Source organism: Pseudarthrobacter sp. NamE5 (assembly GCF_005796225.1).
Lineage (GTDB): Bacteria > Actinomycetota > Actinomycetes > Actinomycetales > Micrococcaceae > Arthrobacter.
The window spans coordinates 172,123-185,861 of record NZ_VAHO01000005.1; the positions used below are offsets into that span (position 1 = coordinate 172,123).

Annotated in this window: 13 protein-coding genes; 7 read left to right on the plus strand and 6 right to left on the minus strand. The window is 64.7% G+C overall.

Features of this window, described 5'->3' with window-relative positions; translation table 11 throughout:
• Window positions 1–7: 7 nt before the first annotated feature.
• The 5 genes from FDW84_RS08660 (at window position 8) to FDW84_RS08680 (ending at window position 4,205) form a co-directional block, all read left to right on the plus strand.
• A complete protein-coding gene (locus FDW84_RS08660; protein ID WP_138608517.1) occupies window positions 8–556 on the plus strand; it encodes a hypothetical protein in 549 nt (182 codons plus the stop codon).
• Between the two features lie 10 nt (window positions 557–566).
• A complete protein-coding gene (locus FDW84_RS08665; protein WP_138608519.1) occupies window positions 567–1,400 on the plus strand; it encodes an exodeoxyribonuclease III in 834 nt (277 codons plus the stop codon).
• Between the two features lie 22 nt (window positions 1,401–1,422).
• Window positions 1,423–2,466, plus strand: a complete 1,044-nt coding sequence (gene trpS, locus FDW84_RS08670) for a tryptophan--tRNA ligase (RefSeq protein ID WP_138608521.1) — start codon at window positions 1,423–1,425, stop codon at window positions 2,464–2,466.
• Between the two features lie 64 nt (window positions 2,467–2,530).
• Window positions 2,531–3,163, plus strand: a complete 633-nt coding sequence (locus FDW84_RS08675; RefSeq protein ID WP_240721450.1) for a 2'-5' RNA ligase family protein — start codon at window positions 2,531–2,533, stop codon at window positions 3,161–3,163.
• A gap of 67 nt (window positions 3,164–3,230) precedes the next feature.
• Window positions 3,231–4,205 (plus strand): YihY/virulence factor BrkB family protein, encoded by a 975-nt coding sequence (locus FDW84_RS08680; RefSeq protein WP_138608664.1) that lies wholly within the window; start codon window positions 3,231–3,233, stop codon window positions 4,203–4,205.
• Window positions 4,206–4,214: 9 nt separating this feature from the next.
• On the opposite strand, the gene FDW84_RS08685 is transcribed toward FDW84_RS08680, so the two are convergent.
• The 6 genes from FDW84_RS08685 to sdhC all read right to left on the minus strand — a co-directional run bounded on the left by FDW84_RS08685 (window position 4,215) and on the right by sdhC (window position 11,069).
• Window positions 4,215–6,491: a hypothetical protein gene (locus tag FDW84_RS08685; RefSeq protein ID WP_371419150.1), complete on the minus strand. Its 2,277-nt coding sequence runs from the start codon at window positions 6,489–6,491 to the stop codon at window positions 4,215–4,217.
• Between the two features lie 169 nt (window positions 6,492–6,660).
• Entirely contained in the window at window positions 6,661–7,431 is a 771-nt protein-coding gene (locus tag FDW84_RS08690) for an alpha/beta hydrolase family protein (RefSeq protein ID WP_138608523.1), read from the minus strand.
• Window positions 7,432–7,535: 104 nt separating this feature from the next.
• Window positions 7,536–8,318 carry a succinate dehydrogenase iron-sulfur subunit gene (locus tag FDW84_RS08695; protein ID WP_138608525.1) on the minus strand — a complete coding sequence of 261 codons (783 nt, stop codon included), beginning with the start codon at window positions 8,316–8,318 and terminating at the stop codon, window positions 7,536–7,538.
• A 1-nt stretch (window position 8,319) separates the two neighbouring features.
• Window positions 8,320–10,116 carry a succinate dehydrogenase flavoprotein subunit gene (sdhA, locus tag FDW84_RS08700; RefSeq protein ID WP_138608527.1) on the minus strand — a complete coding sequence of 599 codons (1,797 nt, stop codon included), beginning with the start codon at window positions 10,114–10,116 and terminating at the stop codon, window positions 8,320–8,322.
• Between the two features lie 107 nt (window positions 10,117–10,223).
• Window positions 10,224–10,685, minus strand: a complete 462-nt coding sequence (locus FDW84_RS08705; RefSeq protein WP_138133985.1) for a succinate dehydrogenase hydrophobic membrane anchor subunit — start codon at window positions 10,683–10,685, stop codon at window positions 10,224–10,226.
• Window positions 10,686–10,688: 3 nt separating this feature from the next.
• Complete coding sequence (gene sdhC / locus FDW84_RS08710) at window positions 10,689–11,069, minus strand: succinate dehydrogenase, cytochrome b556 subunit (RefSeq protein WP_138133986.1); 381 nt, start codon at window positions 11,067–11,069, stop codon at window positions 10,689–10,691.
• Window positions 11,070–11,351: 282 nt separating this feature from the next.
• On the opposite strand from sdhC, the gene FDW84_RS08715 reads away from it, so the two are divergent.
• Both FDW84_RS08715 and FDW84_RS08720 read left to right on the plus strand, forming a co-directional pair.
• Window positions 11,352–12,485 carry a mannose-1-phosphate guanylyltransferase gene (locus FDW84_RS08715; RefSeq protein ID WP_138608529.1) on the plus strand — a complete coding sequence of 378 codons (1,134 nt, stop codon included), beginning with the start codon at window positions 11,352–11,354 and terminating at the stop codon, window positions 12,483–12,485.
• Window positions 12,486–12,532: 47 nt separating this feature from the next.
• Window positions 12,533–13,732 (plus strand): amidohydrolase, encoded by a 1,200-nt coding sequence (locus FDW84_RS08720; protein WP_138608531.1) that lies wholly within the window; start codon window positions 12,533–12,535, stop codon window positions 13,730–13,732.
• The last annotated feature ends 7 nt before the right edge of the window (window positions 13,733–13,739 follow it).

Here is a 13,739-nt window from a genome sequence, read left to right on the forward strand (position 1 = left end):
TAGCCTCATGCGAACCCTCGGCAGCTCCTCGTCATCCTCTAAACCCGCCAGGGGCGGATTCTCCATGTTCCGCATCAGCGGACCGGGACTCATGGTCCTGGTCACCGCCTTCGTTGTAGCCGTGATCTTCGCGGCCAACCAGAACGACGTTGTGGGCTGGGTGGTTGCCATCATCGCCGCATTCTGGCTCGCCCTTGCGTGCTTTGTGGTGTTCAGCATCCAGAAGGCCGCCAAGAAGGCCGGCGCCAAGTTGACCGAAGCCCAGAACGCTTTCACCGGCCGGGGGCCCTATGCAAGGGAGGACGGCGGAACCCTGGTTGTTGCCGAGCGCACCCAGGCCGACGAGGTGCGCGACCTCAAGCTGGACCACTCCTTCAAAATCGTCCAGGTGCAGGTCCGTGTGGTGGAGGAGGAGCGCGTCAAGGGTGCAGCCGCCAACCAGGACACCATCAACCGGGCACTCGAAACCATCGAGATTACAGCCACCAATGCCCGGGACATGATCAAGTCCTCCGGGGGCAGCGGAGAGCCGGTCACTGGAACCATCATCGACTAGAGTGGAGCGGGTGAGCTTGGCATTGAAGAAGGACCACCTTCGCATCGCATCAGTCAACGTCAACGGCCTCCGGGCTGCCTTTAAGAACGGCATGGCGGCATGGCTTGAGCCCCGCGGAGTGGACATCCTTTGCCTGCAGGAGGTCCGAGCCCCCGATGCCGTCGTGCGGCAGCTGCTGGGCGAAGGCTGGCACATCCTGCACGCCGAGGCAGAGGCAAAAGGCCGCGCCGGCGTCGCAATCGCCTCCCGGGAAGAACCCCTGGCAACCCGTAACGGCATCGGTGACGATTACTTTTCGACGGCGGGACGCTGGGTGGAGGCGGATTTCCGCTTTATTGACGCCGCCGGAAAGCGGGTCCAGCTAACGGTGGCAAGCGCCTACGTCCACTCCGGTGAGGTGGGCACGCCCAAACAGGACGACAAGTTCCGGTTCCTCGATGCCATGAGCGTCCGGCTGCCGGAGCTGACCAAGCACAGCGACCACGCGCTGGTGGTGGGCGACCTCAACGTGGCCCACACACCCCTGGATATCCGGAACTGGAAGGGCAACGTCAAGAAGGCAGGCTTCCTGCCGGAGGAACGCGCGTACTTCGACCGGTTCTTCGGGGAAGACATTGGCTGGCAGGACGTCCACCGCAACCTGTCCGGGGAGATGGACGGCCCCTACACCTGGTGGTCCCAGCGCGGCAAGGCCTTTGACAATGACACAGGCTGGCGCATCGACTACCACCTGGCCACACCCGGGCTCGCCGCCTCCGCCGTCTCCGCGGTTGTTGACCGTGCAGCTTCATGGGACACCCGCTTTTCCGACCATGCCCCGCTGGTAGTCGACTACCAGCTCTAAGCCCCCGAAGGTTCCTCCGCACATGACTAGCTCCACGACGCCCGCCGCCAAGAAGCGCATCCTCTCCGGCGCCAAACCAACCGCTGATTCCCTGCACCTGGGGAACTACATCGGGGCCGTCCGTAACTGGGTGGATATGCAGGCCGAGTACGACGCCGTCTTCTTTATCCCTGACCTGCACGCCATCACCGTGGACTTTGACCCAACCGAGCTGGCCAAGCGCACCCGGATTGTGGCCGCGCAGTACATTGCAGCGGGCATCGACCCGGACAAGAGCATCTTCTTCGTCCAGTCCCACGTGCCCGAGCATGCGCAGCTGGCCTGGGCCCTGAACTGCATCACCGGCTTTGGCGAGGCTTCGCGGATGACCCAGTTCAAGGACAAGACCCAAAAATCCGGCGCCGACGCCGCCACCCTGGGCCTGTTCGCCTACCCGACGCTGATGGCCGCAGACATCCTGCTGTACCAGACGGACCTGGTGCCGGTGGGCGAGGACCAGCGCCAGCACCTGGAGCTCACCCGGAACCTTGCCCAGCGTTTCAACACCAGGTTCGGTGCCACGTTCACCGTTCCGGAGGCGACCATCGTCAAGGAACGCGCCAAGATCTACGACCTCCAGAACCCCAGCGCCAAGATGTCCAAGACGGGGGAATCACCCAACGGGACCATCCAGCTGCTGGAGGACCCCAAGATCGCGGCCAAGCGCATCAAATCCGCGGTGACGGATGCCGGCACGGAGATCAGGTTCGATCCGGAGGAAAAGCCCGGCGTCTCCAACCTGCTCACCATCTACTCGTCGCTGACGGGCAAGTCGGTGGTCGAGCTGGAGAGCGAGTACCAGGGCAAGATGTACGGCCACCTCAAGGTGGACCTTGCCGACGTGGTGGTGGACTTCGTGACGCCACTGCGGGACAGGACCCATGAGCTGATGGCAGATCCCGCCGAGCTGGACAGGCTGCTGGCGCACGGAGCCGAGCGCGCCCGTGAAATCGCCTCGGTCACGCTGGCCCAGGTGTACGAGCGCATGGGCTTCCTCCCGTCCTTCAGCCTCGCCGGAGTCCGCTAGCGCCATGTCCTACAGCAATGTCGCAGCGAGGGAAGGTTCCCGTTCCATCCACCAGGTGGCGGGGATGACAGGCAACTCCCACAGGTCCCCGGCGGACCACCGTGCTGCGGCAACCAACTCTGCCTCCCGCTCGGAAGATATCAGCGTGGGCGTCATCCTTGGCTTCCCGCCTGAAATTGCCGCGGAGCTCCAGCGTTGGCGTGCGTCCTTTGGCGACCCCCTTGCGGAGGTGGTGCCGGCGCACATCACCCTGGTGACCACCACCCCCACTCGGGACTGGGAAGCCACCCGGGAGCACGTCCGCGAGGTGGCCCGCCGGCAAAAACCCTTCAAGGTCACCATCGCGGGCACAGGAACGTTCCGGCCGGTTTCCCCCGTGGTGTTCATCAACGTGGAGGACGGCTTCGAGGACTGCGTTGACCTGCACGAAAAGCTCCAGCGGGGCCCGCTCCACCGCGAGCTGCCGTTTGCCTACCACCCGCACGTCACTATTGCCCATGATGTGGCCCCGGAAAGCCTGGACGAAGCCGAAACTGTGCTGAAGAACTACAGGGCTACCTTTCCCGTGGTTAGCATGGGACTTTACGAGCACGATGCCAACGGTATCTGGCAGCTAAGGGAAGAGCTGGACTTTGGGACCCAAACTGACGACGACGGCGGCACCTGCCCCGCGGCCCCTGCCACGGACGCACCCTAAGCAGGCGGAACAGCAGCCCCTTCCCACTGACCACGCCCACCTGAAGCTCGCAGTCATCCAGAAACGGATGGAGTGGAACAAGGTGCGCCGGGACGGCAAGGGACTCTTTGCCGGGTTGATGGCCATGGTCCAGTGGCTTGTGGCGCGCCTCAATGCCCTCCGCCCCATGCGCGCCTTCCGGCACTACACGCTCCAGCACGGCCCGCTGATGAGCGCCGGCATCGGCTTTAATATGTTCTTCTCCATCACCGGCCTCCTCACTACAGGCTTCTCCATCGCCGGTCTGGTGCTGCGTGGTCAGCCCGCGCTGCTGGACACGATCATCAGCAGCGTTGCCCAGAGTGCTCCGGGCCTGCTGAAGGTGAACGGCGGCGGAGGCCTCGTTGATCCCCAGGAACTGCTGAATCCTGACGGGCTCGGCTGGACGGCAACCATCGCTGCGGCAGTGACGGTCTTCACGTCGCTGCGCTGGATCGCCGGCCTGCGTGACGGGTTGCGCGGCGTGATGGAACTGCCGCCGCTGCTGATCAATCCCATCCTGCTCAAGCTGCGGGATGCCGGGATCCTGCTGCTGCTGGGAGTCGCGCTGGTGGTCAGCGCCGGCGCCTCTCTGCTGTTCGGCACCGCGGCTGGCTGGGTAGCCGACTTTCTGAAGCTGGAGGATGCCATAGCCGGCCCGCTGACCACATCGATCAAAATCGCCGTGCCGCTGGTACTCAGCTGGATCACGGCGCTCATCATGTTCCGGCTTGCGGCCGGCCTCAAGCTGTCCCGCCGGGCCCTGCTCGAAGGGACGGTCCTGGCGGCGGTGGGAAACACACTGCTTCAGGTGTTCAGCACCGAACTTCTCGCCGGTGCCGGACGCAACCCCATCCTGGCGTCGTTCGCCATCATCATCGGCCTGCTGATCTGGTTCTACCTGGTCAGCCAGGTGTACCTCGTGTCAGCGGGTTGGGCTGCCGTCCGGGAATCGGACCTGAAGGGCGGCGGGAGCCAGCGCAGGAAAATCCTCGGTGCGCGCAGGGCCACACCCCAGACCTGACACGATCCGTTATGGCGCGGCCACCAGCCCTTCCCAGGCGACATCCCAGTTGTCAGGGAATCCCGGGGCATGCCGGTCCGGCCCGTTGTCCCAGCCGGCGGCCATCAGTGCGACGGCGGCGAGCAGGCCCCCGTTGCCGGGAAGGTACAGCGGCAGGGACTCGGTCTGGCGGTTGTGGCCGTTAGGGAGCACAGTGTTCTTCCCGGCATCGAGCAGGAGTGCGTTGACCGCAGCCTCCGGGTCCTCCAGCCGTGTGGCCGTCATGGCCATAACGGGGTAGTCCCAGCCCCAGGTGCTGGCCCAGTCCCAGTTGGAGAGGACATCGGCGAGGGTTGCCCGCATGGTGTCTCTGTCGATCAGATCCGTCTGTGGCAGGACGCCGAGTGCACACAGCATTGAGGGGTGGTCGGTCCGGATGGTGAAGGGTTCCTCCTCAATGGCGGCGTACACGCCGTCGACCACGCGCGGCTTCACCAGCCCGTTAGCCACCTCAGTCCAGGCTGCAACGGGCTCGAGGCCCAAGCGCTCCTGCCATTGCGCTGCCACCCGCAGGGCCCATTGCCAGTACGCCAGCTCGAAGGTGGGATTGGTGACCCTTGCCCGGATGGAGCCGTAGCTCTCCTGCGCCGGAATCAACGGCGGCCCCAGCTCAAATCCGCGTGCTGTACGGTGCGCGAAGCTGGCCATGAAGTTTGCGGACTCGAAGACGATCTCTGCGAACTCTTCCAGCACTTCCCGGCCCGGGTTGGCACGGTACACGAGTTCGGCCAGGTGGATGGGATGCGGCTGCTGCCAGATGAGGAAGGTCCCGATGGGGCTCGGGCTCTCCCTCCCGTCCGGGCCCACCTGCTTGGGCCAGCGGACGCCGTCGAAACCCTGGGCCTTGGCGGTTTGCCGGGACGGCTCCAGCACTGTTGAATACCAGCGCAGGGAGGGCAGCAGGAGTTCCACGCGGTTCCACAGCGCAAAGTGCGCGGCGTGCCACCAGTGCATCTCCAGGTGGAAGCGGCCCCGCCAGGAATTGCAGATAAGGCCCGTTTCCTGCGGAGGCAATGACCCGGAGCAGTTGATGGCCGTCAGGTATTGGGAGAGGACAATCCGGCGTTCCAGCTCCTTCGCGCGGGGATCTTTTTCTGCAACCAGCTCCATGGCACCCCCTGAACGCCAGAAGGTAGGCCAGTAGTACCGGGATGCGGCGGCAACGGCGCTTCCGGCGGGAAGCTGCTCACCTTCAGGGCGGACGACGGCGGTGCGGCCTTCTGCGCCCTGGCCCGACGGTGCTGCCGCTGAGGGAATCCTGCTGCCGCCCCGCGGGATACAGTCACCTCCGGCGGGGGAAAAGGCGATGGCCAGGTCCATGACAGCTGCGGCGTCCTCAGCAGCGGCGGCATCGAGGCTGATAAGCAGCTGGTGCTTTCCCGGCTGTTCCACTCTTAGCCCCTGTCCGGTGATCGCCACTTCGTAGCGGGAGCCGTCCAACTCGCGGTGTATGGTCCAACAAGCGGCACCGGGGTCCACCGGAGCGGGAGCCGGTTCTCCCAACACGGTGGCGTGGGCGTCCGGGCTGTTCCAGTCGGCAGCGTCGTGCCAGGCCTCCGAGCCGTACGGAAAGTCCATGCTGATGACGAGGCCTTCCTTGAGGGCAGTTGACTCCACGCGGAGGCCCAGCTCGTCCCAGTGCGGGTGGCACGAGGTCCTGACTGCGACCGGGTGGCCGGCGAGGGTGAAGCGGCTGGTCACCTCTCCGGTCCACAGATCGAGGACTTGGACGGTGTCTGTTATGTCAGCCGCAGTGAGTCCGCGCACCGTTCCGGCGTCTGGCAGCCGGAAGCCGATTCGGCCCAGGTCCAGGCGGTGCGGATTCCCGCGCAGCCAGGTTTCAGCCTGGGAGGTGCCGGTCTCGCGGTCGTTGACGATGTCCCCCGCCATATCGACGTACGGCACGGGTCCCCGGGGCGAGTCGTATAGGACGGTGGAGTCTTCCAGGTCGTAGGGTTGGGCGGACGGCGTCGCGTGCCACCCCCATTGGGCCTGGGTGCCCAGGAGTGTTCCCGCCGGCAGCCCTTCCCTTGAACCGACCGGATAGGCCTCCGGCAGTGACTGGAGCCCGGTGAGGTCCATCGTGAAGGCGAACTCACCGTTGCCCACGGACACGGGGCTTCTGGGATCCAACGCCCTTTGGCGGATGTTATGCCTGTGGACGAGGGCTTTCCTGTCGATGCGGCCGCTGTCTGCCAGACCGGTGATTCGAGTGCCCGGACCGCCTGCGGTCGTCTGGCTCTCCACGGTGCATGCCCTCCCGAGTTCTTGTGGTGACACGGGAGCAAACATCATCAGAAACCGCTTTCCCCGCCGGGCTCAATAGTGGTTGCCGTGCCGGCCGCTTGTCAACCCTCACCGTTCCGCGGTGACCGTGCGAGGCGGACATCCCGGCACCGATGCCGGCCAGTCCGGTCTACTGCCCGGCGTCGAGGTACTGGTCTGCCCAGGCCGCGATGATCCGAGCGGCCCGCGCGGCCTGGCCCTTGCCGGTCAGGAGATGGTCGCTTCCCTCGAGGGACACGAAGTTCCGCGGGTGGCGTGCTGTCTGGAAGATGGTGCTGGCGTTCTCGATCCCCACCGTGTTGTCCGTGGGGGAGTGGAGCACCATGAGCGGCTTATGGAGCTGCCTGATGCAGTCGGTCAGGTCGGCGTTCTCCAGGTCCTCCACAAAGTGCCGGCGGATCTCCACGCGTTTCCCGCCAAGGTCCACTTCGGCGCTGCCCTCGCTGAGGATCTTGTCCAGTGCGGCGTCGAAGACATGGGCCACGTGCTTCGGCGAGAACGGAGCACCAACGGTAGCGACGGCGTCGAGCTCGGGGATCTCCCGGGCAGCAGCCAGCACCGCCGCACCGCCGAACGAATGGCCCACCAGCAGGGAAATCTGCTTCCCCTCGCTGCGCATGAACTCCGCGGCCTTGACGGTGTCCGCCACCTTGTGGCTGAACGAACCCGCCGACCATTCGCCCGCGGAGCCGCCCAGGCCCAGGTTGTCGAAGCGGAGCATCCCCACGCCGCTGTCCGCAAGTGCCTTGCACATCCGGGAAGCCGACGGGCTGTCCTTGCCCAGGGTGAAGCCATGGGAAAAGACTCCCCAACCCTTCACCGGACCTTCGGGAACATCGATGATGCCGGAGAGCATCTCGCCGGTGGAGCCTTCGAAACTGACCTTTTCGGAGTGGGACACTTCGTCCCCTTTCGTTCGTTGCCGGTGCGTGACTGACTGCTGAAACAACGACGGCGCCGCCCCCCTCGTGTGGGGGACGGCGCCGTCGTCCGCTTGGTCCTTTGTCAGATCTTGCGGGAAAGGATTGCCTGCTTGACTTCCTGGATGGCCTGGGTCACCTGGATGCCGCGGGGGCATGCTTCAGAGCAGTTGAAGGTGGTGCGGCAGCGCCACACGCCTTCCTTGTCGTTGAGGATTTCAAGGCGCATGTCGCCCGCGTCATCCCGGGAATCGAAAATGAAGCGGTGCGCGTTGACGATCGCCGCGGGGCCGAAGTACTGGCCGTCGGTCCAGAACACCGGGCAGGAGGACGTGCACGCGGCGCACAGGATGCACTTGGTGGTGTCATCGAAGCGCTCACGGTCTTCGGCGGACTGCAGGCGTTCCCGGGTGGGCTCGTGGCCCTTGTTGATGAGGAACGGCATGACCTCGCGGTAGGACTGGAAGAACGGTTCCATGTCCACAATGAGGTCCTTTTCCACCGGCAGGCCCTTGATGGGCTCAACCGTGATGGGCTTGGACGTGTCCAGGTCCTTCAGCAGGGTCTTGCAGGCGAGGCGGTTGCGGCCGTTGATGCGCATGGCATCCGATCCGCACACGCCGTGGCCGCAGGAGCGGCGGAAGGACAGGCTGCCGTCGGTCTCCCACTTGACCTTGTGCAGGGCATCCAGGACGCGGTCAGTGCCGTACATGGTGAGGTGGAAATCATCCCAGGTGGCATCTTCGGAGACCTCCGGGTTGTACCGGCGGACGCGCATGTGCACATCGAACGTGGGGATCTCGCCGCCCCCGCCGACGCCGGCAGGCAGTTCAACCTTTGAGGCTGGCTCAGCGATTTCAGCGGTCATCTTAGTACTTCCTCACCATCGGCTCGTAGCGGGTAAAGACCACAGGCTTGGTGTCCAGCCGGATGCCGGCAATTGATTCTGCCGATCCCGCGGGAGCCTCGTCGTCCTTGTACGCCATGGAGTGCTTCATGAATTTCTCGTCGTTGCGCTCGGGGAAGTCCTCGCGGAAGTGTCCGCCGCGGGATTCCTCGCGGTACAGGGCTGCCACGGTCATCACCTTGGCCAGCTCCAGCAGGAAGCCGAGTTCAACGGCCTCGAGCAGGTCCAGGTTGAAGCGCTTGCCCTTGTCCTGGACATTGATCCGCTTGTACCGCTCCTCAAAGGAGGCGATATCACTCAGGACCTGGTTCAGTGTCTCGGCCGTGCGGAACACCTGCATGTTGGCGTCCATGGTGTCCTGCAGCTCCTTGCGGATAACAGCCACCTTTTCGTCGCCGGTGCCGTTGCGGGCGATGTCCAGCAGCTCCGTGGTGTAGGCCACCGGATTTTCCGGCAACTCCACGAACTGGGCAGCCTTGGCATACTCCGCAGCAGCGATACCGGCGCGCTTGCCGAACACGTTGATGTCCAGCAGCGAGTTGGTGCCCAGGCGGTTGGAGCCGTGCACAGATACACACGCGACCTCGCCGGCTGCGTACAGCCCGGGGACCACGGTGTCGTTGTCCTGCAGGACCTCAGTGTTGATGTTGGTGGGAATGCCGCCCATGGCGTAGTGCGCCGTCGGGAACACGGGAACGGGTTCCGTGTAGGGCTCAACACCCAGGTAGGTGCGGGCGAACTCGGTGATGTCCGGCAGCTTGGCGTCAATGTGGGCCGGTTCAAGGTGGGTCAGGTCCAGGAGGACGTAGTCCTTGTTCGGGCCGCAGCCGCGGCCTTCGCGGACTTCGTTGGCCATGGAGCGGGCCACGATGTCTCGGGGAGCCAGGTCCTTGATGGTGGGGGCGTAGCGCTCCATGAAGCGCTCACCCTCTGAGTTGCGGAGGATGGCGCCCTCGCCACGGGCGGCCTCGGAAAGGAGGATGCCCAGGCCGGCAAGGCCGGTCGGGTGGAACTGGAAGAATTCCATGTCCTCCAGGGGGATGCCGCGGCGGAAGGCGATGCCCATGCCGTCGCCGGTCAGGGTGTGTGCGTTGGAGGTGGTCTTGAAGACCTTGCCGGCACCGCCCGAGGCGAACACCACGGACTTCGCCTGGAAGACGTGCAGTTCACCCGAGGCGAGGTCGTAGGAGACGACGCCGGCCACGCGCTTCTGCATGTACGGCGTGCCGTCCTCGCGGAGCGCTTCCTCTTCAACGGTCAGCAGGTCAAGGACGTAGTACTCGTTGTAGAACTCAACGTTGTGCTTGACGCAGTTTTGGTAGAGCGTCTGCAGGATCATGTGGCCGGTGCGGTCGGCTGCATAGCAGGCACGGCGGACCGGAGCCTTGCCGTGGTCGCGGGTGTGCCCGCCGAAGCGGCGCTGGTCGATGCGGCCTTCCGGCGTGCGGTTGAACGGCAGGCCCATCTTTTCGAGGTCCAGCACGGCATCAATGGCTTCCTTCGCCATCACTTCAGCCGCATCCTGGTCCACCAGGTAATCGCCGCCCTTGACGGTGTCGAAGGTGTGCCACTCCCAGTTGTCTTCCTCGACGTTGGCAAGTGCTGCACACATGCCACCCTGCGCAGCACCTGTGTGCGAGCGGGTGGGGTAGAGCTTGGTCAGTACTGCTGTGCGCGCGCGCTGACCGGATTCGATCGCGGCGCGCATGCCAGCGCCACCGGCACCGACGATGACGACGTCGTACTTATGGACCTGCATACCAGATGCTCTTTCTCTCAAAATTCGCTATAAAACAACGGGCCGGCGTTGCCTGCTCCGCAAAACAGGGCCCGCGGAGAACCCGCGGGCCCGGGATGGCTCTGCGGCTAGGCAGGGCAGAACCCGCCAGGCAGGGGGACGCCGTTAACCACGGGGCACGGGTCGAAGGTGAAGATCACCAGGGTGCCCAGGACAATGATGACGACGGTGGCCGAGTAGAGGACCGTCTTCAGCCAGCGGCGGGTCGAGTCCTTTTCGGCGTAATCGTTGATGATGGTCCGCACGCCATTGGTTCCGTGCAGCATGGCCAGCCACAGCATGGTGAGATCCCAGACCTGCCAGAACGGATCGGCCCACTTGCCGGCCACGAATCCGAAATCAATGGCGTGGATGCCTTCACCCACCATGAGGTTCACAAAGAGGTGCCCGAAGATGAGGACCACCAGGACCACGCCGGACAGCCGCATGAACAGCCAGGCAATCATCTCGAAATTTCCCCTGCTGCCGCCATGCCGGCGGTACTGGGGGGCGATCCGCCCGCTGCGGGGGCTCTCAATCGTTGCAGTCATGGCTTAGTGGCCTCCGAGGGCAAGGGACAGGTGGCGGATGGAGAATGCGACCATGGTGACAAGCCAGAGACCCATGACGGCCCACAGCATCTGCCGCTGGTACTTGGCGCCCTTCTTCCAGAAGTCGACCGCGATGATCCGCAGGCCGTTGAAGGCGTGGAAAACAATCGCGGCAACAAGGCCGGTCTCGCCCAGGGCCATCAGGGGATTCTTGTAGGCACCGATCACGGCGGTGTAGGCCTCAGGTGACACACGCACCAAGGAGGTGTCCAGGACGTGGACCAACAAGAAGAAAAAGATCACTACACCGGTAATGCGGTGTCCTACCCAGGACCACATGCCTTCACGGCCGCGGTACAAGGTGCCAGCTGGTTTTGTCGGCACTGATAAACCTCCCTGCAACACAGCGGCGCTGGCATGAGATCCACGCGGGGGGAACGCCTGCTGCGAGAGCACTCGTAGCTCAGGCCTAAATCTAGGCTCAGCTAACAGCTTATTCAATTTAGGAGCGCCTTGGTGGCCAGCAGTGGCGCGGATTTCGAGAAAATATGAGACAAAGGACACACTGCCGGCCGGTGCGTGTGAGATGGATACCGTGACGGGCCGAAGCAGGGCCGGCAGCGTCCGCCGGAAGGCGCCGTGCCTGTTCCGCTAAAGTAGGCGGTGATGAGTACAGACAAAGTGACAAGCCCCGCATCACCCCTTGAGCGCTTCATTGCGGTGATCCCGGCAGGCGGCGTGGGGACCCGCCTCTGGCCCCTGTCACGCGCCGCAGCTCCCAAATTCCTCCACGACCTCACCGGATCGGGCAGCACACTGCTGCGCGCCACGTACGACCGGCTGCACCCGCTGGCCGGCAGCAGGATGCTGGTGGTTACCGGGAAAGCCCACCGGGAAGCAGTGTGCCGGCAGTTGCCGGAGATCCACGACGCAGACCTGGTCCTGGAATCGGAACCGAAGGATTCTGCCGCTGCGATCGGCCTTGCTGCGGCAATCCTGCACGAACGCGATCCCGACACCATCATGGGTTCCTTTGCCGCCGACCAGGTGATCAGCCCGGACAGCCTTTTCCAACAGGCAGTCGGCGAGGCAATCCATACTGCAGCCGCCGGAAAGATCGTGACCATCGGCATCAAGCCGACCCATCCCTCCACCGGCTTCGGCTACATCCGCTCCGGACAGGACCTCCATATCGAGGGCGCCCCCAGCGCACAGGACGTGGTGGAGTTCGTGGAAAAGCCGGACGAGGAAGTGGCCCAGCAGTACGTGGACAGCGGCAACTACGTGTGGAACGCCGGCATGTTCGTCGCTCCTGTCTCCCTGCTGCTCAAGCACCTGGAAGCCAACCAGCCCGAGCTGTTCCTGGGCCTGCAGGAGATCGCGCGCGCCTGGGACACCCCTGACCGTGATGAAGTGACGGGCCGCGTCTGGCCCGGACTGCCGAAGATTGCCATCGATTACGCGGTGGCCGAGCCTGCCGCCGAAGCCGGGGACGTCGCCGTCGTGCCTGGTTCCTTCCGGTGGGACGACGTCGGGGACTTCGCCTCCGTGGGTCGCCTCAACAGCGCCAAGGAAGTTGATGATGTCACGGTGCTGGGCGAAGGCGCGCGTGTGTTCACGGAGAAATCCAGCGGCGTGGTGGTCAGCGACACCAAGCGCGTTATTGCCCTCATCGGCATCGAGGACGTTGTCATCGTGGACACCCCGGATGCGCTCCTGGTAACCACCATGGCGAACTCGCAGCGGGTCAAGGCAGCCGTGGATGCCCTCAAGGCGAGCGGGGATACCGACGTCCTCTGAAGTAACGCGATCGCCGCTAATCCCATCACCCTCGCTAGAGTGAAGCAGTGCGCAATTACACTACCGAAGCCGAGCCCACCGCCCTGGTGGCTCCATGGCTTGAGCCCCTCCTGCCGGAACTGATCGACTTCCGCCGGGACCTGCACGCGCATCCGGAGCTGTCGTTCAAGGAGTTCCGCACCACGGACAAGCTGGCCGAGCGGCTCGAAGCCGCAGGCCTCAGCCCCCGCAGGCTCGAGGGTACCGGGCTCACGGTGGACGTGGGGGAGGGGCCCATTGCCACTGCCCTGCGCGGCGACATTGATGCCCTGCCCATCATCGAGGAAACGGGCCTGCCCTTTGCCTCAAAAAACCATGGCGTCACCCACGCCTGCGGCCACGACGTCCACACCACCACCATGCTGGGCATCGCCCTGGTGCTGCACAGGATGCACCTGGAGGAACCGCTCGGTGCCACCATCCGCATCATTTTCCAGCCTGCCGAAGAGACCATGCCCGGTGGTGCCCACTCCTGCATCGAGCAGGGCGTCCTTGCGGGCGTGCCGCGGATCCTCGCACTCCACTGTGATCCGCGCATCGAAGTAGGCAAGATCGGCACGCGCATCGGCGCCATCACCTCTGCTTCGGACACCATCCGTATCGAGCTTTCGGGCCGCGGCGGACACACCTCCCGCCCGCACCTGACCGAAGAACTGGTCTTCGCCCTGGCGCAGATCGCAGTCAATGTGCCCGCAGTCCTCTCCCGCCGCGTGGATGTGCGCAGCGGGGTATCCGTGGTGTGGGGGCAGATCTCCGCCGGTTCAGCGCCCAACGCCATTCCCGGCACTGGCTACATGGCGGGCACGATGCGCTGCCTGGACCGGGATGCCTGGCACGAGGCCGGGGAACTCCTCGACGAAGTGGTCCACCAGGTGGCGGCCCCCTACGGCGTGGACGTGAAGCTGGAGCACACCAGGGGAGTCCCGCCGGTAGTGAACTCCGAGCATGAAACAGCGATCATCGAAGCCTCCGCCCGTGCTGAAATCGGCGAAAACGCCGTAGTCCTCACACCGCAGTCCATGGGCGGCGAGGATTTCGCCTGGTTCCTCGCTGAGCTCCCGGGAGCCATGATGCGCCTGGGCACCAAGACCCCCGGAGGCGAGGAATACGATCTGCACCGCGGGGACTACATCGTTGATGAACGTGCCCTGGGCCTGGGGATCCGGGTGCTCACTGCCGCGGCCCTGCGCACTATCCGCGACCTTTAGGCACCGT